This window comes from Streptomyces aurantiogriseus, from assembly GCF_014649375.1.
Classification (GTDB): Bacteria; Actinomycetota; Actinomycetes; order Streptomycetales; family Streptomycetaceae; genus Streptomyces; species Streptomyces aurantiogriseus.
In genome coordinates this window covers 199,181-221,319 of the sequence record NZ_BMSX01000015.1, presented here as the reverse complement: position 1 = coordinate 221,319, position 22,139 = coordinate 199,181, and the positions used below count along the sequence as shown (strand labels likewise).

Here is a 22,139-nt window from a genome sequence, read left to right as displayed (position 1 = left end):
GTGCCTCCTGGAAACTGGGCGGTGGCCCGGCACTGGGCGGGGCCACCGGTCGCAATAAGGGGCAGTGAGCTGCGGCTTTGCCGGCGTCAGCCACACTCGGGGCAGCGACCGACGTGCTGGCTAAGGGCCTTTGCCATCTGCTGCTTCGCCGACAGCGCATGCTTCGCACTGGCCTTCGCTGCTGGCCTGCCGGCGTGCCGCGTTGAGTGGGCGCTCAGGAAGCCGATCTCCCGCTCAAACTCCTTGCGGATCGTGGTGAAGCGGCGGCAGGTCTTCATCGGGCGGTGCTCCTTGTTGTGTTGGCGGTCGCCTCACTCCGCAGTTGGCGAAGTACGAGGCTGAGTCGGTCGTTCCGGCCGCCCGTCAGGCCCTCGCGCCGAAGGATCTCCCGGAGCTGGACCCTGGTGATCGCTTCGTTGCCGTCGCGTTCCAGGAGGGCGGGGACGTGTGGCAGGACCTGCTGCACGAGCTGGTCCACGGACGCCTGCAGCTCCCGCGACGGGCGCTGCGCCTTTTGGCTGCGGGACCGGCCACCGCGCTTGCCCTTGGGCTTCGCTGTCGGCTTCCGCCGAAGCGGGACTGCATGACTGGGGTCCCCAGCGGGGTCGGTCCCCGTGTTGTTATCTGTCGGTCCCCGGTCCCCGGTGGAGTCGGTCCCCGTCTCGGCGTCGGTCGGTCCCGGGTCCTGTTCGGGGGCCTGAGTAGGCACTTCGTGCGGCTGTTCGCCAGGTCCCTCGCCGCTGCCGAGGGACCTCTCGGTCCCCGTGCCAAACGGTTCGGTCCCCGTTTTTCTGCTCACGGTCCCCACCTCACGGTCCCCGCGCTCGGGGACCGTGCTGACGCCGGGTGCCCGGCCGGTCCCGGGGACCGGTCCCCCCTCTCCCTGCGCGGACCGGTCCCGGGCCGGGCAGGGGTGGGCGTGGGTACCGTTGCTGGGGACCGCGGCTTCCAGTGAGGTGGTCCCGCTGATCGGTTCGGGGACCAGGCCCGCTCTGTTGTAGTGCGGGGACCAGGGAGAGGGCAGGGGCACCGTGGCGAGGGCGAGTGCGTGCCGTCGGGCCGCGAGTTGGTCGAGCAGCTCAGCTCGCTGCGCGGAGTCGGTGCCGACCGAGGCTCGGCCGATCGCCTTCGACAGCCGCCGGGTGAGCCTTCGGCCGCGCCAGCTCGTCCGCTGCTCGGGATTGCGTTCAGCCAGGCGAGCGGCGATGGCGACAGCTCGGGTCGTGGCCCGGTCGCGGGTGATCTGCGCGGCGTCGCGGTCCCGCGCGGCGATGCCGAGGCGGGACAACAGTCGCTCGCGCACCTCCCGCCCCAGCGTGGCGATCAGCCCGTGGGAGGCGGCGCCGGGGGTGCGCAGGCGCAGTTCGATGCCCATGGCGAGGTGCCACAGCATCGCCGCCATGATCGGGCCGACGAACGCCCGGACGGTGCCGCCGATGGGGCCGCTCTCGGCGTAGGCCGGTATCACCTGTACTCCGGTGATGACCCAGACCAGCGTGCCCGGCAGCCCCGGCGCCCCCTGGGTGGCCAGGTTCTGCCGCGCCATCAGGGCGGTCGCGAACAGAGCCAGTTCGGCGGCGGCGAACATGCCGGCCCGCTCGGTGGTGCCGGCCATGTCGAGGTAGTCGGCGGCGAATCGCCAGCTCGTGTCCGCGCTGTAGGCGGTGCAGCCGAGCGCGGCGAGGGCGGCGACCTTGACCGCGGGATTGCCGGAACGTTTCTTCTGGTCGCTGGCTCCCCGGCGGTTGATCACCCAGCCGGTCAGGACCAGGGCCAGGACGGCGACGGGGACGCCTACGGCGAGGAGGACGGGCAGGTCCGGGGCAGCGCCGAAGGACAGGGAGAGGTGGGTCAAGCGGCGGCCTTTCCGAGAGGGGCGTGCGCGGAGGTCGACTGCACCGGGTCCGACACGGGCTGTTCCTGGGTGGGCTGGCCGGTGGCGGGCTGGCTCGTGGTCGGCTTCGACTGCTTCCGCTTCTTCTTCCTCGGGGGCACTCCCAGGGTGAGGTCGCGGTGGAGGACCTTGTGGGCGGCCTGCGTCAGCAGGTCGCGGGCGTGCTTCTGGCTGACCTGCAGGGCAACGGCGAGCCGGTCGGCGCGCCAGCCCCGGGCGTAGGCGTGATCGATGACGACCTGCTGCTCCTTGGCTGTGAGGTGAACGTCGCGGCCGTTGAAGAACGCGATCACGCGGTCGTAGTCGAGCCGCTGGGGCAGCCCGTCGTGCCAGGGGCGGCGTTCGGCCTCGGTGAGCCCGCCCCAGATGCCCTCTTTCAAGACGTTTTCGAGGGCGAAGTTGAGGCAGTCCCGCTTGACCGGGCACACGGCGCACAGCTCCTTGGCGTCGGCGATGGCCTCGTGGTCCCGGGGCAGCGGGAAGAAGGTGGCATTGGCGTCCTCGGGGTCCATGCCGTGGCACACGCCGTGTGCGTGCCAGCTGGTATCGCCGATGCCGCGCAGGCCGGTGTCCGGCGCATTGTGGGTGGTGATGGTGCGCAATTTCTGACTCCGATGTGCTGCCGCGTCGGCCGGTTGGGTCCGGGGGCGGGCGGACGCGGGCGTCGGGGCCGGCTGCGGCGCGGGGCGGGCGCTGCGGCCGGACGGGACGGTGTGCGATGGTGCACCGGGATGGGGTGCACCGAGGGGGTGCGCCGGTCAGGCCATCGCAGGCTGCTGGGCGTGGTGCGCTGCGGCGAGGTCGACGCGGCCGGGGTGCGGGGTGGCGCGGGGCGCAGTGCCGCGTGCGCCGCCGTCGGGGCCGATGCGCCGGCGGCGGCATGGCTCGCCGACCTGTGCGTGGCACCACTCGCAGCGAACCCCGAGGGCGTCGGGCTGGCCCTGGGCGATGGCCGCCTCGCGGGCCGCGCGGGCGGGCCGGTAGGGCGCGAGTTCGGCGCGGACGGCGGGCGGGATGCAGGAGCCGATCTCGCGCAGCCGTGCTTCTAGGTCGGGGCGGACCCGGCCACTGGTGATCTGCCTGTGCGTCGCGGGGGCCGCGGCGCCGGAGGCTACGGCCTGCCGCGTGCCGACCAGCTCGGCCTTCCAGGCGGCGTGGTCGTCAGGGTCGGCGGACGGGGTGGGGTCGGTGTGCCGCTGCAGGCGGTCGCGTCGGTAGGCGCGCCACTTGCGGGCGACGTCCACCGGCAGGATCGGGTACGGCGAGTCGAGGATGTGCCCGCGGGCGACGATGTGGGCGTCCCACCCGTGCACAGTGGCCAGGGGCACGTCGCCGAGCAGCTCGTGCCACTGGGCGATCTGGTCACGGGCCTCGCCCTTGTCGGTGCGGATGAGACGGGGGTCGAGTCGGCCGAGGTAGGCCAGCAGGGCGCCGACTTCGTGTGGGGTCACTGGGGTGCTACTCCGTTCCTGTCGGCTCGTCGAGGGCGGCGAGGAGAGCGGCGGTGTGAGCCTCGGCGCGGGTCATGCCGCCTGCGGGGGCGGGGCCGCTGCCGGGCAGGGCGTAGAGGTTCGGGCGGCCAGGGGTCCGCTCTCGGGCGATCCAGGACCGCCAGTCGGCAGCCCAGGCGCCTGTCGGCCGGGGCTTCCAGGCCGCGCGGTGGGCGCGCCATTTGGCATCGGCGGAGCGCAGGCCGTCCTCGCCGAGGCGGTCAAGGTGACCTTGCTGGCGGGCCCATGCGTTGGTGGCTGGGTCGATCTTCCATTCGCTGGCCGAGGTGACGGCAGTACCACTGCTGTCATTACGGTTCACCTTCGGTTCACTACGGTTCTGGGGGTCGGAATCCGATCCCTCCAAGGGCCGGATTCCGTACCGTCGGGGGGTCGGATTCCGACGCGAGGGGCCGGAATCCGATCCGGTCGGTATCCGGCGGGAGGGGCCGGAATCCGTACCGTCCTTGGGCCAGATTCCGTACTGACGAAGATCCTCGGCCTTCAGTTCGGGCACTGGATCTGCCTCCACTGCCGGCGAGATCTCCGCGGCTGAGCCCTCCTGTTCGGCGGCGTTGACCTTGGCCAGGAACGCTGCGGCGAGGGGCAGGCGGTAGACCGTGGTGCGCTGTGGTCCCTGGAGGTCGTCGCGCTGCTCCAGCTCGCCGCTGGTGATGAGCTTGTCGAGGGCGTCGCGTACCGCGGTCCGGCTCGCGTTCGTGCGCTCGATCAGGCTGGAGAGGGATGCCCAGGCGGCGCACTGCTCGTCGGGCACCCGGTCGGCGATCGACAGCAGGACCAGGCGCGCAGTTCCCCGGCTGGAACTGTGCTCCCACACCCACTCGCGGGCGTCGCTGCTCATCGGCCGCTCCCGGCCGACAGGCGGGAGTCGCGCGTCGGCATGGTGGCCTTGGCGTACTCACGTCCGGGTCGGGGGGATGCGGGAAAGAGGGCGGCTGCCGCGCAGGCCAGGCTGTCGGGCCTTTTGCGCAGGGCAGAGCGCATGCAAGAATCTCCTTCGATGTTGCCACGCTGAGACGCCCCGTGGAAGGGATCAGCGTGGTGATGGTGGCGATATCCGCCCTTGCCGGGGCGGTTTGTGCCGTGAAGCGTTCGGCGTCCGGGAGTTGCACCTCTCGGGCGCCGTCGCTGTATGCGGGCCTACGGGGCCTGAAGCACGCGCATTCCGTTGCTCCTCGTGTTCGTAGTGCCGGGCGGGCGCCCGGAGCGACGACGAACATACGCACGACCCTGCGTCAAGATCCAGACTTGGTTCTTAAACCCTGTAGAAGTCGCGTGGCTGGCGCGAAGTGCGTCGGATCGCTGCCCGCAGCAAGAAGCAGAGCGCATTCTTGTCGGTCGTCGTGCCAGGAAGCCTGGTCGCTGTCTCGATGATCTGTGCGCCCGCTCGTGTCAGCGAGGCTGCGGGCGGGCCCAGAGCATGTTGCCGACCGTCGGGCGGCGCGGTCTGGCCCTCGCCTGGTTACGGCGTCACGGGTCCTCAGTGGCGGTGTCTGCACAGCGCCCCCTCCCCGTCCGTCTGAGCCGCGAAAGCACTGTCTGCGCATTCGCATCAGTCGATGTCGACGCGACGACAATAGACCAGGGAAGATGGGGCGCGTCAACTGGGGAGAATGGAACGCCTGTGTCGGGCGGTGTATCGTTCACGTCAGTCGAAGAGCACCTGTGAGTCATCGAAGGGTGGGCCTGTATGAGCGAAGGAGTGCCGGCGGGGCAGCGCACCCTCGCGGAGAAGCTTGACTACCTCTTCAAGACGGTCCACCCGAAGGGCCGCGGTGAGTACACCTATGAAGAGGTGGCGCAGGCCATCCAGGAGTCGGGGGGGCCTACCATCTCGGCGAGTTACATCTGGACCCTGCGAAAGGGCAAAAAGGACAACCCGACCATGAAGCACCTGGAGGCCCTCGCTGGCTTCTTTGGTGTGGCCCCCGCCTACTTCTTTAATGACGAGTCCTCCGAGCGGATTGCCGAGCAACTTTCATTGCTCGCCTCCATGCGGGACAGCAACGTGCGAGAGATTGCGTTGAGGGCCTCTGGCCTGTCGTCGGAGACCCTCAAGACGATCAAGGGATTCCTTGAGAGGGCTCGCACGCTTGAGGGGCTTCCTGACGATGAGGCGTCCAGTAGGTGAACGGAGGATGGTCGCCGGGCGTTAGGGTGCTGTCCGATGGTGGACGTGGCGCAGGTCACGCTGCGGGGTCCGGCTTTGCAGCGCGTGCGAGCGTCGGCGCGTATTGCCGCCCAATTCAGCCTTGATCAAGTGATGCCGAATCAGGGCATTTCTTGATCGTTATGGGCTTGAGCGTATCTTGAGCATGCTCCTGGCATATTCCCTTGAAGATTGTCGTATCGTTCCTGTGCCGGAATGTTGGATTCCGGTGCCGCCTCTGCCGCGGACATGTACAACGCCACCTGCGGAGCCGAGTTGTCGTTGCGTAGTCGAAGACAGCAGCCGGGCGACGGACGCCAAGAACGCCCGGACATCGGGGATGCACTTGCCTCGATCGACATCCCGGACCCATTCGATGTCCAGGTCTTCTGTGACCGAATCGCGGCGCAGCGCGGTCGTCCGCTCCACCTGCACAGCGTCCCCGGCATCTCCGGCACCGACGCCCCGTGCGGGGTATGGATCGCCACCGAGAAGGCTGACCACGTCTTCCACGAGGCGGCGACCAGCCCGCTACACCAAGAACACATCATCTTGCACGAGCTCGGTCACATGCTCCTGGGCCACCGCTCGATCCTCGACGGCGTTCCGACAGGCGGCGGCGGTTTGTTCCCGGACATTGACCCTGCCACAGTGGTCAGTCTCCTCACCAGGGCCAGCTATGGCACCGAGGACGAGCGGGACGCCGAGCGTCTCGCAGGGCTGATCGCCGGCAAAGCCGCAGCCTCCCGCACCAGCAAGCCTCCGCGCGGCGGTGTCCTCCGGCGCCTGGGCGACGCGCTCAGCGACTCGTAAGAGTGCCCTGGAATGATCGACACACTTCCTGCGGTCCTGTTGTGGCTGGTCACCGCGTGGCGCACCCCGGCCGCATGGCGCAATGCGAGCAAGCGAGTCCTGTGGAGCGCGTTTCTCGCCCTGGCTGTCGCCATGACGCTCAGGGTGTCCTCCGTCGCCGCACCCGTGGACGCCGCCCTCGGGGTCAATAACTTGAGCTCTCTCGGTAAGCATCTTGGCGGCATCGTCGCGGCGCACTCGGTGCTGACCTTCGTTCACAGCATGGCCGAGGAGAAGGCATCCGGTCTTAAGTCCTCCCGCCTCCACCTCGTTGTCCCCAGCGCCGCGGCGGCCATCATCACGGTGCTGTTCTTCGCCACCCCCCAGCCGCACGAAGCGGTTGACCTGCTGACCGAGTACGCCACCGACTGGCGCATCGCTGCTTACGGAGGTGTGTGGACGGCGTACCTCGGGGCGGCACTGTTCAGCGCCTCCCGGCTGTGCTGGCGCTGGGGCCGGCAACCCGGCACCGGCCTCCTCGGGCGTGGCCTGCGTCTCACGGGGATCGGCACGACCATCGGCATCGTCTATGCCGTGCACCGCGTGGCCGCCGTGGTCCTACGATCTCTTGGGCAGAGCCCCCTTCCGGCCAGCATGAGTGAAGCGATCAGCGGTCTGCTGCTCTTCAGCGCGCTGCTCTTCATCGTGACCGGCAGCACTCTGCCCGCCGCCGGACGACTGCTTCGCTGGAGCCGCGAATACCGCGACCTGCTGCAGCTGTACGCGCTCTGGCTCAGCCTCACGGAGGCCGTACCCTCCGTCCGCCTCGACCCGCCACGGCGCAGAACCTCAGAGCTTCTCTACCCCCGCCACGTTCACGACCGGCTGTATCGCCGCACCATCGAGATCCGAGACGCAGTCCTGACCCTCAGCGACCACGCCCCTGGCAGCCTGCGCGACCAGGCCCACGCCCACGTCGCGGCCTCCGGCCTCATCGGCGCCCAAGCCGACATCGCAGCGGAAGCCTGCTGGATCATCGGCGCCCAGAACTCCCGGCAGCGCAACGAGCCCTCGTCCGGCGAACCCCTCCCGCCGGCCAGCGGCGGACGGGACCTGCCCAGCGAAATCCACGCACTCAAACAACTCGCCAGGGCCTACGACTCCGACCTCACCCGCACCTTCGCCGCAGAGCTCGACCTCGCCCAAACGCTGGAGACGACACAGTGACCGAGTCCCGCACGGCCCGCCTCATCACCGACACCCTCGCGCCGGCCAACCTCGTCATCGCGATACTGCTGATCATCGGCTGGCACAGCACGAGCAGCGTCGCAGGGCTCGGCTGGGGCCTGTTGGCCGCCCTGTTCTGCGGCGGTATCCCGTTCGCCGTCATCATGCTCGGCGTCAAGCGCGGTAACTGGACCGACAAGCACGTACGAGTCCGCGAGCAGCGCGCCGTCCCTCTCCTTGCCACGATGGCGTCGGTTCTCATTGGCATCTCACTGCTGGTCGCTCTCCGGGCGCCCCGCGAGGTCTTCGCCCTGGTCGTCGCCATGCTCGTCGGCCTCGTCACCACCATGATCGTGACCGTCTGGTGGAAGGTGTCGGTCCACACCGCCGTGGCCGGTGGTGTAGTCGTGATACTCCTCCTCGCGTACGGCGCGCACGTGGCACCGTTGGTACTCGGCGTCGCGGCCGTGGGCTGGTCCCGCGTCGTGCTCCGTGACCACACTCCCGCCCAGACGGTGGTCGGCGCCCTGCTCGGAGGGCTCGCGGCAGCTGTTGTATTCAGCGCGATGCGCTGACGAACCCTGTTGGGACGCAAGGCGAGTCCACAGGCCCGCACCGCGCCTGAGTCAGAGCTTTTTGCCGTCCCAGTCGAAGACGAGTCGGCTGTGCCGCTTGTCCAAGACGAGCCCCTCGGCGATCCCCCAGACATCCGTCCCGGCGCGGGACTGGGCGTAGACCAGGGCGGCGGCGATGGTGATAGCGCCCAACAGACCCCAGGCCACGGCGGGCGCGGCGTCGGTAAGGAGGGCGGGAACGGGGAGGAGACCTGCGGCCAGAAGGATCACGGCGGTGCGGTGCAGGGAGCGGACCGGGACGAGCCGTGGACGCCGGTGTCCGGCCGGTCAGCGCCGGCCGGATCCGGGGTGCTGCTGGTCGTGCTTGTGGAGCGGGTCGTCGTCCCGGTGGTCACGGCTGTGACCGCCGTGCATGTCCTGGCCGTGCATGCCCTTCATCATGAAGAACATCATCAGCGGGCAGGCGGCCACGAGGGCAAGCCAGACCAGGCTCTCCAACGAGGCGCCGACAATCAGGGCTCCGACGACGACGATCGCGGCGGCAAGCGCGTACATGCCGTAGTTGCGCTGGTTCATCACGAGCCTCCTTCAGCGGAGGGACCGCAGCCGGTGCGGCCGGCTGTCAGGGTTTGGTGAGAGGGCCGGCGTGCAGGGCGTTCAGGCGGCGCCGGTACTCCTTTTCGTCGATCTCCCCGCGGGCGAACCGGTCCCCGAGGACTTGCTCGGGTGTCTGTGGCGCGGCGGGGGTGTGCGTGTGTTCGTGAGGCCGGTTCACAGCGCGGAAGAGCAACACGCCCACTGTGATGATCAGCGCCCAGAACAGGATCATGCTGGCGGACATCGCGAACCAGCCCCATCCGCTGACGTCGTGGCCGTACCAGAACATCGCCATTCACCTGTTTCGGATCGTTCGGCGATCGGGCCCGGGCCCGGGCCCGGCGCCCTTGAGGAGCCTGTGTCCTCATATGCATCGTCCCTCTGCCGGAGGCGGCGCGCTGGGGCCGGATGGTCCCGACCGGGTGGGCCGTTCAGCCCCTACCAGGTAGGGGTAGCCGGGCGGAGGCTGGAAGCAGCGAGCTGGAAGGAGGCGGGCTGCCATGGGTGCCATCGATGTCGTTGTTGTCCTGGCCGCCGCAGGACTGATCGCCGCGCTGGGCTGGTTCTTCTTCGGCCCTCGCCGTGCAGGTGTCGCCCGGGTGGAAGGCGGAGTGCAGCGGGTGAAGGTGACGGTGCGGGGCGGCTACAACCCCAGCCTCATCAAGGTCCGCCAGGGCACGCCCGTGGAGCTGGTCTTCGACCGGCAGGAGTCCGGGGAGTGCACCTCCCGGGTGGTGTTCCCCGAGCTCGAGGTCGGCGCCGGACTGCCCGCCCACACGCGTACTACTGTGCGGCTGGCCCCGGACCGGCCGGGGTCCTTCGGCTTCGCCTGCGGCATGAACATGATCCACGGAACACTGCTCGTTGAACCCGCCGACGGCCCCTCGGCAGCCCCTCCGGCCTCCCTCGACGGCCATGACACCGACGCCGCGCACCCAGCTTCGGCGGGCGGCGAGGAAACGGGGGCCGCCGATGCGGAGGCCACGGATGCCGCCGAGCGGCAGGCGGAGATCAAGGATCTGACCCGCCGGGTTCTGGTGGGCGCGGTGCTCACCGCCCCGGTGCTGTTCGCCGTGATGGCGCACGAGCTCTTCGGCGCCGACTGGGTGCCCGGCTGGATGCTGAACCACTGGCTGCAGCTGGCGCTGATCACGCCGGTGATGTTCTACACGGGTCGGCCTATCCATGTGACGGGCTGGCTGACACTGCGCCACCGCGCCGCCGACATGAACAGCCTCATCACTCTCGGCACCACTGCCGCGTACGGCTACAGCCTCCTGGTCACCCTCGCCCCCGCCCTGCTGCCGGAAGACGTGCGCGAGGTCTACTACGAAGCAGTCGGCGTCATCCTCACCCTGATCCTGATCGGTCGGCTGTTGGAGGCCCGCGCGAAGGCCGGCACCGGCGAGGCCATCCGCGCCCTGCTGGGCCTGCAGGCCCGCACCGCCCGCGTCGTACGCGACGGCAGTGAAACGGAGATCCCCGTCGAGGACGTGGCCGTCGGCGACGAGGTGGTCATCCGGCCCGGCGAGAAGATCCCCGTCGACGCCGAGGTCCTCTCCGGCTCCTCCGCGGTGGACGAGTCCATGGTGACCGGCGAGCCCATGCCGGTCACCAAGCACACCGGCGACATCGTCATCGGGGCCACCGTCAACGGCACCGGGTCCCTGCGCGTGCGGGCGGCCAAGGTCGGAGCCGACACCATGCTGGCCCAGATCATCCGGCTCGTGCAGCAGGCCCAGGCGTCGAAGGCTCCCATCCAGCGGCTCGCCGACGCGGTCTCGGCGTACTTCGTGCCCGCGGTGATCGCCATCGCGATCGGCACCTTCGCGGTCTGGTTCACCGCCGGCCCCTCGCCCGCGCTGACCCTCGCCCTGGTCTCCGCGGTCGCGGTCTTGATCATCGCCTGCCCGTGCGCGCTGGGGCTGGCCACCCCGCTGTCGGTGATGGTGGGCACCGGCAAGGGCGCCCACGCCGGCATCCTGATCCGCTCCGCCGAGGCCCTGGAGACCGCGCACAAGCTGGACACGGTGGTGCTGGACAAGACCGGCACCGTCACCGAGGGCAAACCCGTTCTCACCGACGTTCGCCCGGCCGACGGCATCGACGAAACGCAGCTGCTACGGCTGGTGGCGGCAGCTGAGGCCGACAGTGAGCATCCGCTGGCACAGGCCATCGTCACCGGCACCCGTGACCGCGACCTGTCGTGGCCGGCCGCGACAGGCTTCGACTCGGTCACCGGCAAAGGCGTCCAGGCCACCGTGGACGGGCACGCCGTCCTGGTCGGCACCGCCCGGCTGTTGGGAGACGTCGGCATCGACACCACCATGCTGACGCCCTTGGCCACCGACCTCTCGGCCCAGGGCAAGACCCCCGTTCTGGCCGCAATCGACGGGCGGCCCGCCGGGGTGCTTGCGGTCGCTGACACCGTCAAGGACGACTCCGCTGCCGCCATCACCGCACTGCGGCGCCTTGGCGTCGAGGTCGTCATCATCACTGGCGACAACGCCCGCACCGCCGCCGCGATCGCCGCCCAGGTCGGCGTCACCCGCGTACTGGCGGAGGTGCTCCCGGAGCACAAGGCGGACGAGATCCGCCGCCTGCAGGGCGAGGGCCGCACCGTCGGCATGGTCGGCGACGGCATCAACGACGCCCCCGCCCTGGCCGCCGCCGATGTCGGCCTGGCGATCGGCACCGGCACCGACGTGGCCATCGAGGCCGCCGACATCACCCTCATCTCCGGCTCCCTCAGCGGGGTCGTCACCGCGATCAGGCTGTCGCGGGCCACCATGCGCAACATCCGGCAGAACCTGTTCTTCGCCCTGGTCTACAACGCCGTCGGGATCCCTCTCGCCGCGGGTGCCCTGTACCCGCTGTGGGGCATCCGTCTCAGCCCGATCATCGCCGCGGCCGCGATGGCCCTGTCCTCGCTGTCCGTGGTGACCAACGCCTCCCGGCTGCGCCGCTGGCGGACCAGCCCGCTGCCGTCGGCCACGACGGAATCCTTCGAGCCCCAGGTGGATTCCGAAGCCGACCAGGCAACGCCCCAGCTCGCTGCGGCCGGTGACGGACGGCACCAGCACCACTCGCCGGAGGCCGGTACCAGCGAAGAGTATCGGTCCGGCACCGAGGAGAGGGCGTTGGACCCGGTCTGCGGCATGCACCTGGGCCCGGCAACCGCCGCCGAACGACGCGACACCGAAATTGGCAGCTACTTCTTCTGCTCCGCGCAGTGCGCTGCCGCCTTCGACGCCGCCCCGGACCGCTACCGCGCACCGGCGGCGGGCGGGAAGTATGAAGGAGGGGAGCGCTGATGGCTACTATCGGGGACCGAGCCGACGCCACGGGCCCGGCACCGAGCGCGATCCCGCGCGGCTACGCCGGCCACAAGGACGACCACCTCTCCCGGCTGCACAAGGTCGAGGGCCAGGTACGCGGCATCACCCGCATGGTCGGCGAGGACCGGTACTGCATCGACATCCTCACTCAGATCAGCGCCGTCACCCATGCCCTGCAGGAGGTCGCCCTCGGCCTGCTCGACGATCACATCCGGCACTGCGTCTACGACGCGGTCCGCGCCGATGATGCCGAAGGTGACGCCAAGCTCGACGAACTCACCCTCGCCCTGCGCCGCACCCTGCGGCTGTGACCGCCGCGACGGCACAACGGGCCACCAAAACCCCCGCGGGGGTAGATTGAGCGGACGGCGAGCCCCCGCCGACTGGGCTCACAGAATGCAAGCCCGGGCGGAGGCGATGGCGATGGCGACAGGCCGCACCAGCGCCGTCCGCTGGGCATGCAGCGCCGTCATCGCCCTGCTCGCCGCGCTGGCCGTGCTGATCCACCACGAGACGGCCGCGATCACCCCCACCCCGGTACAACACGCCATACATGCCAGGCATGCCGGGCACGCCATGCCTGGCATGGCATCCCCGTCCGCTGCCGCCGTCCCGCAAGGCCCCGCCGCCGACCACACGGACACACTCGACGCACCCGCCCCCGCGCACGGCGTCGACGGCAGCGCCTGCGGCGATCCCGGCATGCAGCACTGCACCACCGCGAGCATCGACATGGTCGAGCTCGCCCCGCCGCCGCAGCGTCCTGGCCCGCAGGCGGCGAACCCGTACCAGGCCAAGCCCGCACGGTCGCCCGCCGGGTCCATCAGCCGCGCGCCACCCGACCTGTCGGTCCTCTCCCAGCTGCGCATCTAGGCCGCGCCCACGGCACCCGTGTGCCGTCTCCGCCGCGACCACACGCAGCTCGAACCAGAGGACTCCATCGTGAACAGCATCAACCGCCGCTCCGTCCTGCTCGCCGGACTTGGCGCCGCCAGCGCGGGCGCGTTCGCCGCCTGCACCACCTCCGCCACCGCCCCTGCGCTGGTCAGCCCCTCCGGCTCTGCCGTCGCCCGCGTGGAGAACAAGCGGGCAGGCACCGGCAGGGAACAGAAGATCACTCTGACCGCGGCGCCCGCCATGCTCGACTTGGGCGGCGGTATCAGGGCCAAGACCTGGGCCTTCGAGGGCCGGACGCCGGGCAGGGAGGTCCGGCTCTCCACCGGGGACGCCCTGGTGGCCGAACTGTCCAACCAGCTGCCGGGCAAGACCACCACCTCGATCCACTGGCACGGCATCACGCTGCGCAACGACATGGACGGCGTGCCGCCCGCCACCCAGACCGCAGTGCGGGCCGGGAGCACCTTCACGTACCGCTTCATCGCCGACGCCCCCGGCACGTACTTCTTCCACCCGCACGTCGGCGTCCAGCTCGACCGCGGGCTGTACGCCCCGCTGATCGTCGAGGACCCGCGCGAGCCGCTGGCGTACGACGACGAATGGGTGGTCGTCCTCGACGACTGGGTCGACGGCGTCACCGGCACGCCCGACGAGGTCTTCGCCGAGCTCAGGCAGGGCATGGGCGGCATGGGCATGGGCAGCACCTCCGGCTCGGGAATGGAGGGCCACGACATGCACGGCATGGGGGACATGCGTGAGGATGCGGCGTCCCCGTCCCCGTCCTCCTCGTCGGGCGGGATGTCGTCGAGGTTCATGCTCATGGGCGCCGAAAGCGACCTGCTCGGCGGCGACGCCGGCGACGTGAAGTACCCCCACCACCTGGTCAACGGCCGTATTCCGGCCGACCCGCACGTCTACACCGGCAAGCCCGGCCGCAGGGTGCGGCTGCGGATCATCAACGCCGGCTCCGACACCGCCTACCGGGTTGCGCTCGGTGGCCACCGGCTGACCATCACCCACACCGACGGCTACCCGGTCCAGCATCAGCAGGTGGACGCGCTGCTCATCGGCATGGGCGAACGCTACGACGTCCTGGTCACCCTCGGCGACGGCGTCTTCCCCCTGGTTGCTGCGGCCGAGGGCAAGAACGCAGGGGGCTTGGCTCTGGTCCGTACGGGTTCCGGCCGCGCACCGTCGGCGTCCGTACGGCCGAAGGAACTCAGCCGCCTGATCATGACCGCCTCCCAGCTCCGCGCGGCCGACGAGGTGCGCCTGAAGTCCGCCAGGGTCGACGTCACGCACCAGATCAAGCTCACCGGCGGCATGATGCACTACAACTGGGCCATCAACGGCAAGCCCTTCGACATGGCCAACCCGGATGCCAACCCGATCTTGATGGAGGAGGGCCAGCGGGTGCGGCTGGACTTCATCAACGACACCACCATGTGGCACCCGATGCACCTGCACGGCCACACCTATCAGCTCGGCGACCTGGGCCCGCGCAAGGACACCGCGATCGTCCTGCCGAAGAAGAACCTGTCCGTCTTCTTCGATGGCGACAACCCCGGCCAGTGGATGCTGCACTGCCACAACGCTTACCACGGCGAGGCCGGGATGATGGGAATCGTGGCTTACCAGGCATGACCTCGGGGTTGGGTGGCATGCGGAGTGCCTGCGTGCCACCCAACCGCCGTTGCCGGGGCACGCGGCCGAGAGATGCCGGCAATGCCCCAGCGGTGGTGCCGCGCGCCCCGGAACCGAGTGGGGCAGGTCATCGGACCGGTGTGGGAGCGGACGCCCCTGCCGCCGGCCGGGGCATCCTTCCCGTTCCGGATGAAAGGCAGTGCGCCGTAGCGCCCCGGCGAACGCGGGCCCTTCGGCTTCCGCGCGGCCCGCAGGCGCGCGATCGTGAAGGCATGGAGATCGAAGTCCTGGTCGTGCCCGGCTTTCCCAACGAGCAGACCGTCGCCGACCAACTGCGGCGGGCGCTCGACGACATCGGACTGCGCGAGACCGGGTTCACCACGCGCGTGATCGCCGACCAGACCGAGGCCGAGCGCGACGGCTTCACCGGCTCCCCGACCATCTTCGTCGACGGGCGCGATCTGTTCACCGAGCCGGGCCGCCCGCCAGGGCTGGCCTGCCGGGTCTACCGCACCCCCCACGGCCTTGCCAGTGCTCCCGACGCCGGTCAGCTGCGACGGCCCTCGCAGCCGTGGCCGACGCCTCCCCGCACTGAGCGACACATCCCTCCACACTTCCCCCGGGCACTCCCTTCGGAGTTGGGTGCGGCTCCTACACCCGACGAAGAAGAGGGGCGTAGCCGGACGGCGTCCTCAGGGCAGGGCGGTCGCCTCGCCGATCCGGTAGAGCCGTGACCTTCTCAAGCGCCTCCGCGTGGCCGACCGTTGCCGGGTCCGTCTGCCGACGAGTTTGTTGCGGCAGCTGACGCCGCTGGTATCCCGACGCGGACCGTCTTCGCAGACCGGATGCAGTAGTCCGGGGGTACGGCGATTCGGACCTTTGTGGCGCTGCCTTCGGCTTAGGCTCCCAGAGCGAGGCTGGCGCGGGCGGCAGCAGTGCTGGTCTTCGCTGCCCGAGCTGCTTCGCGGAACAGGGCCGTGAGGCGATGGCGAGCGTCGCGGCGCCGACGGGGAGACGTGCATGGAGTGGTTGGTCTCGTTGGCAGGAGCCGGGCTGGTGATGGCCGCCCTGCGGGACCTGTTCCATACGCTCTGGCATCCCACCCGTCACGGCGGTCTGAGCCGCCTCGTCATGACGGTGCTGTGGAGACTGGCCCGGCATCTTCGTGTGCGCGGGCGTGTGGTCGGGCTCGTCGGGCCGCTGGCCATGGTGACGGTGGTAGGTATGTGGGCCGTCACGATCATCCTGGGCTGGGCCATCATCTACTGGCCCCATATGCCGGGGGCGTTCACCTTCACGCCTGGTTCCAAGGCGGCGCAGCAGCCGGCGCTGCTCGACTCCGTCTACCTGTCGCTCGTCACGGTCGCCACGCTTGGGCTGGGGGACGTCGTGCCCGCCGAAGGGTGGCTTCGCCTGGTCTCGCCGCTGGAAGCCCTGATCGGCTTCGCCCTCCTGACGGCCACGGTCTCATGGGTGCTGGAGATCTACCCGGCGTTGTCCCGCAGGAGAGTCCTGGCGATCCGACTGGCGCTCCTCCAGCGCGCGGACCCGTCCGCCCAGCAGCTCGACTGCACTGTGGGCGCCACGCTGCTGGAGAGCCTGGCCACAGAGGTGGCACGTGTCCGGATCGACTTCACGCAATACGCCGAGGCCTACTACTTCCACGACGGTGAGGACCACTCGTCCCTGGCGGCCACGATCGGCTACGCCGCTGATCTTGCCCATAGCGGACAAACGGCCCGTCGGCCGGACGTGCGCCTGACCGGCGACCTGCTCGCGGGCGCGCTGGAAGACCTCGCCGCCATCCTTGACCAGCGCTTTCTCCACACCGGCGGAACACCGACGGAGGTCTTCGCCGCGTACGCCGCCGACCACGGGCGCGGCCTCACCCCATCGTGATCACTGCGCCCGGCCAATGCTGAGGCCCGCGCTGTGCTCCGGGCCGTGGGCGAGCGCCCTACGAGGCACCGCCTGTCCGTTTCCCCAGCATGCGTACGGGGTTCGAAGAATCCACACTGGCCTGAAGGAGGACCGGGCGGGGCTGCCTGGCGCTATGGGCTCTCCCCGCGCAGATCAAGAGGCTCGAAGGAGATGGTCATGACCACTGCACGAGAGATCATGCATCCCGGTGCCACCTGCATCCAGGAGAACGAGACGCTGGAGGACGCTGCGCGCCGGATGAGCGAGCTGGACGTAGGTGCCCTCCCTATCTGCGGGCCGGACGACCGGCTGCACGGGATCATCACCGACCGTGACATCGTGGTGAAATGTCTCGCCAAGGGCAAGGACCCGAAGACCATGACCGCTGGCATGCTCGAGCAGGGCAAGCCGATCACGATCGACGCCGAGGCGGATACGGACCAGGTCCTGCAGGCCATGGAGGAGCACAAGATCCGGCGGCTACCGGTCATTGAGAACCATCGTCTGGTGGGCATGATCAGTGAGGCGGATCTCGCACGCCGTCTGCCGGAGGAGCAGGTGGGGCACTTCGTCGAGGTCGTCTGCGCGACGAAGTGACCGACCATCCCCAAGGCCCAGTCGGCCACGCCCCGCAGAACGACGTAGGGAAGTCTGACCGAGTCGCATGGGTCACGGGTCGGCGGGTACGGACGGCGACGGGGTTGGCACTCGCCGACGTCGCACGATGACGCATCTGCGAGGCGAACGTCCTGATGGAGCGCGACGAAGAGCCCCAGGGCCCGAGCCGTACATCCCTGACCTCGGGCGTGGAGTGGATGCCGAACTGGACCGTATCGCCGGGCACGGTCCTGCCGCGCCGAGCATCGGCCGACGTCGGCCCCTGCGACGAGGTGTCCAGCGTGGCGAAGACCTCCCCGGTGGTCAGGGTCTGCGCTGGACCCCGTGCCTCGATCGGGGCCGTCGCCCCGTGACCGGGCGTCAGTACGGGGTTCAGGTACCCATCGCCGGCCGCGCCGACGGGACGTGGTCATGTCGAGGCCACGCGTACTGCGGTGACCTTGTACTCGGGGCAGGATGTGACGGTGTCCGCGTGGTCGGAGGTGAGGTGGTTCACTCCGCTTGCGGGGAAGTGGAAGGAGCAGAAGACCTGGCCGGGAGCTGTCTGTTCGCCGACCCGGGCGATGAGGCGGGCCCGGCCGTGCCGGCTCTCCACGACGACCGAGGCGCCGTCGCGCACGTCGTACCGGACGGCGTCGTCGGGGTGGAGGTCGAGGAAGTCGACCGGATCGAGGGCGAGGTTGCCGCCGCGGCGGGTCATGCTGCCGGAGTTGTAGTGGGCCCAGCGCCGCCCGGTGACCAGGACCAGCGGGTAGTCGTCGTCGGGCTGTTCACCGGGTGGGAGGTAGGGGGCCGCAGAAAGATTGGCCCGCCCGTCCGGGGTGGCGAACCGCTCTCGGTAGAGCGTGGCCTCGCCGGGGCAGCCGGGGTCCGGGCAGGGCCACGGGACGGCGCCCTCGCGGTCCATCCGGTCGTGGGAGAGCCCGGCGAAGAGGGGGGCCACCCGTCCGCACTCGGCCAGCGCGTCGGCCGGAGTAGCACAGCGCAGGTCGACTCCCATCAGCGTGGCGAGGGCACGTACGACCTCGAAGTCGCTCCGTGCCTCTCCCGGCGGGGGAACGGCGGGACGCACCCGCTGGAACCGGCGGTCGAAGTTGACGAAGGTGCCGTCCTTCTCTAGCCAGGAGGCGACCGGCAGCACGACGTCCGCATGGCGGGCGGTCTCGGACAGGAACAGCTCGTTGCAGACGACGAGCGGACACGCGTCCAGAGCCTGGGCCACCCGGTTCGCGTCGGGGTCGGTGGCACAGACGTCCTCGCCGATGACCCACAGGGCCCGCAGATCCCCCGCACGTGCGGCGGCGAACATGTCCGGGATCCTCAGGCCCGGACGTTCGGGAACCGGCACGCCCCACACCGCCTCGGCCCGGGCGCGCACGGCAGGGTCGGTCACCTTCCCGTAGCCGGGAAGGAGGTCGGGCAACGCGCCCATGTCGGAGGCGCCCTGGACGTTGTTCTGGCCGCGCAGCGGGTTGACCCCGTGCCCGCGGTCGGTGCCCACGGCGCCGCGCAGGATCGCCAGGTTGGCCAGCGACCGCACCCCGTCCGTACCGTGCAGGTGCTCGGTCACGCCCAAGCCGTAGACGATCGCGGGCCGTCGGGCACGGCCGTACAGCCGGGCGGCGGCGACCAGGTCCGCGGTGGGTACTCCGGTGATGTCCGCCACCCGGTTGGGCGGGTAGTCGTCCAGCAACTCGGTGAGTTCCGGCAGGCCGGTGGCTCGTTCGTGCAGGAATTCCTCGTCGGCCAGTCCTTCGGCGAGCAGGATGTGGGCGAGCCCGTGGAAGAGCGCGACGTTGGTGCCGGGGCGGGGCCTCAGATGTACGTCGGCGTGCAGGGCGAGTCCGACGGCGCGCGGGTCGGCGACGACCAGTTTGGCCCCGCGCAGCACGCGCTGGAGCAGGCGCGCTCCGACCACGGGGTGGGCCTCGACGGGGTTGGCGCCGACCACCAACAGGCAGTCTGACCGCTCCACGTCGTCGAAGCTGTCGGTGCCGCCAGAGAGGCCGAAGGAGGCGGTGAGGCCGGCGGCGGATGGGGAGTGACAGAGGCGCGAGCAGTTGTCGACGTTGTTCGTGCCGATGACGACTCGCATGAACTTCTGGACGAGGTAGTTCTCCTCGTTGGTGGCGCGGGCCGAGGAGATCGCCGCCACGGCGTCCGGGCCGCCGACCGCGACAGCCGCATGCAGCCCCCGGGCGACATGACCGAGAGCCTCGTCCCAACTCGCTGGCTCCAAGCGGTCGTCGCGGCGCAGCAGAGGTCGGGTGAGCCGTTCGGGAGAGGTGAGATATCCGTGGGCGAAGCGCCCCTTGACGCACGCATGCCCCTGGTTGACCGGGCTGTCCCGGGCGGGCAGCACCGCCGTGACCTCGCCGTCGTCGGTGACCACATCAAGGGCACAGCCGACGCCGCAGTAGCCGCAGGTAGTACGGGTCACGGCCGCCGCCGGGCGGATCCCGGAAGTGAGGCCTCGTGCCGGACCGGGTTCGGTGATCGCACCGGTCGGGCAGGTGTCGACGCAGCCGCCGCAGGCGACGCAGTCGGACTCGGCCCAGGGCCCGCCGGTGCCGGGAGCGACCACCGTGTCGGCGCCCCGGCCGACCAGGGTGAGCGCGAAGGTGCCCTGCACCTCGGCGCACATGCGGACGCACCGGCCGCAGGCGATGCACAGGTCCCGGTCGAGGTGGACGTACGGGTGGGAGTCGTCCCCGCCCCGGCCTCCGGCTCCCTGGGCCGACTCGGGGCCGATCCCCAGCGACCGGCAGACATGCGCCAGCTCGCTGGGGTTGTCGTCGGCCAGGGCACGGGGCGGCAGGGCGGAGACGATGACCTCCACCGCGTCCCGGCGCAGCTGCCGCAGATCGTCGGCGGCGGCTTCGACGCGGGTACCGGACACGGCCGGGGTCACGCAGGAGGCCGCGATCTTCCCGTCGGCCCGTACCAGGCAGGTGCGGCAGGAACCGGCGGGGCTGAGCCGGTCGTCGGAGCACAGCGCGGGCAGCTCGATCCCGGCCGTCCGCACCGCCGTGAGCAGGGAAGTTCCCTCGGGCACGTCGACGCTCGTGCCGTCGACCTCGACTGTGATGCTGATCATGGACTCCATCCCACCAGTGGGTCTCCGTAGGCGCGGGCGAGGCTGCGCACAGCAGGGGGGATCCGCCGTCCGAAGGCGCACAGGCTCGCCTCGGACAGGACACGCGAGAGCCGGTCCCACTCCCGTCCGGGCGGAGTGCCGGCGGAGGCCAGTTCCAGGCCTCGGCGTGATCCCACCCGACAGGGCGAGCAGGCGCCGCAGCTCTCGGCGGCGGCGAACTGCCAGATGTGCCGCAGCACATCCTCCGGTGCCACGCGCTGGTCGAAGGCGACGAGGCCGGCGTGGCCGAGGGCGGCGCCCCGAGCATCGAGGTCGGCGGCGGTCAGCGGCATGTCCAGTGCGTCGGGGGAGAGGAAGCCGCCCAGCGGCCCGCCGACCTGGAGCACGGCCAACTCGGCGCCGTCCTTCAGACCGCCGCCCAGGTCCGTGACGATCCGTTCCAGGGGTGTGCCGAGCTCGACCTCGTACGCGCCGGGCCGGGCGAACCGCTCGGACAGGCAGACCAGCTTCGTCCCCGTCTCATCGAGAGCCCCGCGGCGGGCGTACGCCTCACCGCCGCGGGAGACGATCCACGGGACGGCCGCCAGGGTCTCGACGTTGTTCACCACGGTCGGCGCATCCCACAGCCCGCGCTGGGTCGGGTAGGGCGGGCGCGGCCGGGCGCAGCCCCGGGCCCCCTCAAGGCTCGCGATCAGCGCGGTCTCCTCACCCGCGACGTACGATCCGGCGCCCTCCACCACCTTGACGTCCAGGGTCGTGGCCGTGCCGTGCACGGACGCACCGAAGTGCCCGTCGGCGTACGCCTGACCGACCGCCTCCCGCATCCGTGCCAGCGCACGCGGATACTCCGAGCGCACGAGCACCACGCCACAGCGGGCACCGCACGCGAAGCAGGCCAGCGCCAGGCCCTCCAGCACCCGATCAGGGTCGGCTTCCATCAGCAGCCGGTCGGCGAAGGAGCCGGGATCTCCTTCGTCTCCGTTGACCACCACCATGGTGTCGGACGCATGGCGGACTGCCTCCCACTTCGTTGCCACCCGGAACCCCGCGCCACCGCGTCCTCGCAGCCCGGACGCCGCCACCTCCAGATGGACCTCGTCGGGAGAGCCTGCCGTCACGATCCTCGGCCACACCTGCCAAGCGGGCTCACCGGCTACCACACCCCCCAGCAGTATGGGGTCGCCGGTGTCGTCGGCCGCCGGGATCTCCGGTGCCTGCGGGGGCTCGCGCCCCGCGAGCTGGCCGGTCAGCGTCGGGCCGGTGCAGGGCGTGTCTCCGTCGAGTGCTGCGGGGCCCGCGTAGCAGTACCCGAGACAGCGGACGGCCTGCAGAGATCTCTCTCCGTCGGGTGAGGCCGTGCCCACGGTGACGCCCAGCTCGTGCTCCACGTCGGTGAGCTGCCGGCCGGCCTGGGCGGCGAAGCATGCTGTCGCCGCGCAGACCCGGACGTGCCGGCGGCTGTGCGGGGCGGCGAGGTCCGCGTAGTAGCCGGCCGGTCCGAGCGCGGCGGCAGCGGGCAGTTCGAGGGCTGCGGCGACAGATGGTGCCCACACCTCGGGGCCGTTCGCCGTTCCCGTTCTGGCCGTGGCCAGCGACTCGATCAGCCCGTCTCCAGGCCGCCCACGTCGGTCGGCGAGGGCCCGGAAGGCGTCGAAGCGGTCCGCGGGGTGTACGGGAGCCATGTCTTCATCGTGGACGCGGTCTCACGCGGCTGCATCCGGGCCGTCACCTGCCGACTCCACAACAGTCGCGGCAGCCGACCTCGCACCGCCTGGGTTCGCCGGGCAGCATCATCACCCGTGGCGGCAGGCGCGTCGCGCGGATGGTCGGGCGGGTACGCAGCAGCATCGTGAGGGAGTCGAAGGGCGGGGCGATCCGTC

22 protein-coding genes are annotated in these 22,139 nt (G+C 70.4%); 12 read left to right on the top strand and 10 right to left on the bottom strand.

Features of this window, described 5'->3' with window-relative positions:
* Positions 1 to 86 precede the first annotated feature (86 nt).
* From IE263_RS29475 to IE263_RS29455, 5 genes are all read right to left on the bottom strand, one after another.
* Entirely contained in the window at positions 87 to 278 is a 192-nt protein-coding gene (locus IE263_RS29475; protein WP_189940857.1) for a hypothetical protein, read from the bottom strand.
* Positions 275 to 1,855 (bottom strand): hypothetical protein, encoded by a 1,581-nt coding sequence (locus tag IE263_RS29470; RefSeq protein ID WP_189940856.1) that lies wholly within the window; start codon positions 1,853 to 1,855, stop codon positions 275 to 277. The genes IE263_RS29475 and IE263_RS29470 overlap by 4 nt, the downstream gene beginning before the upstream one ends.
* Complete coding sequence (locus IE263_RS29465) at positions 1,852 to 2,496, bottom strand: WhiB family transcriptional regulator (protein WP_189940855.1); 645 nt, start codon at positions 2,494 to 2,496, stop codon at positions 1,852 to 1,854. Before IE263_RS29465 ends, IE263_RS29470 begins: the two co-directional genes overlap by 4 nt.
* A 156-nt stretch (positions 2,497 to 2,652) precedes the next feature.
* Positions 2,653 to 3,345, bottom strand: a complete 693-nt coding sequence (locus tag IE263_RS29460; protein ID WP_189940854.1) for a zinc finger domain-containing protein — start codon at positions 3,343 to 3,345, stop codon at positions 2,653 to 2,655.
* A 7-nt stretch (positions 3,346 to 3,352) separates the two neighbouring features.
* Positions 3,353 to 4,246: a helix-turn-helix domain-containing protein gene (locus IE263_RS29455; protein ID WP_189940853.1), complete on the bottom strand. Its 894-nt coding sequence runs from the start codon at positions 4,244 to 4,246 to the stop codon at positions 3,353 to 3,355.
* 849 nt (positions 4,247 to 5,095) lie between these two features.
* Between IE263_RS29455 and IE263_RS29450 the strand changes: the two genes are divergently transcribed.
* The 4 genes from IE263_RS29450 to IE263_RS29435 all read left to right on the top strand — a co-directional run bounded on the left by IE263_RS29450 (position 5,096) and on the right by IE263_RS29435 (position 8,148).
* The gene (locus IE263_RS29450) at positions 5,096 to 5,536 is read left to right on the top strand and encodes a helix-turn-helix domain-containing protein (protein WP_189940852.1); all 441 of its coding nucleotides are present in this window, start codon (positions 5,096 to 5,098) and stop codon (positions 5,534 to 5,536) included.
* 267 nt (positions 5,537 to 5,803) lie between these two features.
* Positions 5,804 to 6,367, top strand: coding sequence for a hypothetical protein (locus tag IE263_RS29445; protein WP_189940851.1), 564 nt, complete (start codon positions 5,804 to 5,806; stop codon positions 6,365 to 6,367).
* A 12-nt stretch (positions 6,368 to 6,379) separates the two neighbouring features.
* The gene (locus IE263_RS29440) at positions 6,380 to 7,573 is read left to right on the top strand and encodes an MAB_1171c family putative transporter (protein ID WP_189940850.1); all 1,194 of its coding nucleotides are present in this window, start codon (positions 6,380 to 6,382) and stop codon (positions 7,571 to 7,573) included.
* Positions 7,570 to 8,148, top strand: coding sequence for a phosphatase PAP2 family protein (locus tag IE263_RS29435; RefSeq protein ID WP_189940849.1), 579 nt, complete (start codon positions 7,570 to 7,572; stop codon positions 8,146 to 8,148). Before IE263_RS29440 ends, IE263_RS29435 begins: the two co-directional genes overlap by 4 nt.
* A gap of 51 nt (positions 8,149 to 8,199) precedes the next feature.
* Here IE263_RS29435 and IE263_RS29430 read toward each other — a convergent pair whose 3' ends face one another.
* Genes IE263_RS29430 through IE263_RS29420 form a run of 3 tightly spaced genes read right to left on the bottom strand, consistent with a single transcriptional unit; the run spans position 8,200 to position 9,034 of the window.
* Complete coding sequence (locus tag IE263_RS29430; protein ID WP_189940848.1) at positions 8,200 to 8,418, bottom strand: hypothetical protein; 219 nt, start codon at positions 8,416 to 8,418, stop codon at positions 8,200 to 8,202.
* A 57-nt stretch (positions 8,419 to 8,475) separates the two neighbouring features.
* Entirely contained in the window at positions 8,476 to 8,724 is a 249-nt protein-coding gene (locus tag IE263_RS29425; protein ID WP_189940847.1) for a DUF2933 domain-containing protein, read from the bottom strand.
* A 46-nt stretch (positions 8,725 to 8,770) separates the two neighbouring features.
* Positions 8,771 to 9,034 carry an SHOCT domain-containing protein gene (locus IE263_RS29420; RefSeq protein ID WP_189940846.1) on the bottom strand — a complete coding sequence of 88 codons (264 nt, stop codon included), beginning with the start codon at positions 9,032 to 9,034 and terminating at the stop codon, positions 8,771 to 8,773.
* Positions 9,035 to 9,245: 211 nt separating this feature from the next.
* On the opposite strand from IE263_RS29420, the gene IE263_RS29415 reads away from it, so the two are divergent.
* From IE263_RS29415 to IE263_RS29380, 8 genes are all read left to right on the top strand, one after another.
* A complete protein-coding gene (locus IE263_RS29415) occupies positions 9,246 to 12,059 on the top strand; it encodes a heavy metal translocating P-type ATPase (protein ID WP_189940845.1) in 2,814 nt (937 codons plus the stop codon).
* Positions 12,059 to 12,394 carry a metal-sensitive transcriptional regulator gene (locus IE263_RS29410; RefSeq protein ID WP_189940844.1) on the top strand — a complete coding sequence of 112 codons (336 nt, stop codon included), beginning with the start codon at positions 12,059 to 12,061 and terminating at the stop codon, positions 12,392 to 12,394. The genes IE263_RS29415 and IE263_RS29410 overlap by 1 nt, the downstream gene beginning before the upstream one ends.
* A gap of 85 nt (positions 12,395 to 12,479) precedes the next feature.
* Positions 12,480 to 12,956, top strand: coding sequence for a hypothetical protein (locus tag IE263_RS29405; RefSeq protein ID WP_229911224.1), 477 nt, complete (start codon positions 12,480 to 12,482; stop codon positions 12,954 to 12,956).
* Between the two features lie 69 nt (positions 12,957 to 13,025).
* On the top strand, positions 13,026 to 14,624 hold the full coding sequence (locus IE263_RS29400; RefSeq protein ID WP_189940843.1) for a multicopper oxidase family protein: 1,599 nt from the start codon (positions 13,026 to 13,028) through the stop codon (positions 14,622 to 14,624).
* A gap of 272 nt (positions 14,625 to 14,896) precedes the next feature.
* Positions 14,897 to 15,358 carry a DsbA family protein gene (locus IE263_RS48855; RefSeq protein ID WP_229911223.1) on the top strand — a complete coding sequence of 154 codons (462 nt, stop codon included), beginning with the start codon at positions 14,897 to 14,899 and terminating at the stop codon, positions 15,356 to 15,358.
* A 286-nt stretch (positions 15,359 to 15,644) separates the two neighbouring features.
* Positions 15,645 to 16,523 carry a potassium channel family protein gene (locus tag IE263_RS29390; protein WP_189940842.1) on the top strand — a complete coding sequence of 293 codons (879 nt, stop codon included), beginning with the start codon at positions 15,645 to 15,647 and terminating at the stop codon, positions 16,521 to 16,523.
* A 198-nt stretch (positions 16,524 to 16,721) separates the two neighbouring features.
* Positions 16,722 to 17,141, top strand: coding sequence for a CBS domain-containing protein (locus IE263_RS29385; protein WP_189940841.1), 420 nt, complete (start codon positions 16,722 to 16,724; stop codon positions 17,139 to 17,141).
* A 155-nt stretch (positions 17,142 to 17,296) separates the two neighbouring features.
* Positions 17,297 to 17,515, top strand: coding sequence for a hypothetical protein (locus IE263_RS29380; protein ID WP_189940840.1), 219 nt, complete (start codon positions 17,297 to 17,299; stop codon positions 17,513 to 17,515).
* A 56-nt stretch (positions 17,516 to 17,571) separates the two neighbouring features.
* Here the strand turns inward: IE263_RS29380 and fdhF are convergent, their stop codons facing one another.
* The gene (gene fdhF / locus IE263_RS29375; protein ID WP_189940839.1) at positions 17,572 to 20,259 is read right to left on the bottom strand and encodes a formate dehydrogenase subunit alpha; all 2,688 of its coding nucleotides are present in this window, start codon (positions 20,257 to 20,259) and stop codon (positions 17,572 to 17,574) included.
* The gene (locus IE263_RS29370; RefSeq protein WP_189940838.1) at positions 20,256 to 21,941 is read right to left on the bottom strand and encodes an NAD(P)H-dependent oxidoreductase subunit E; all 1,686 of its coding nucleotides are present in this window, start codon (positions 21,939 to 21,941) and stop codon (positions 20,256 to 20,258) included. Before IE263_RS29370 ends, fdhF begins: the two co-directional genes overlap by 4 nt.
* Between the last annotated feature and the right edge of the window lie 198 nt (positions 21,942 to 22,139).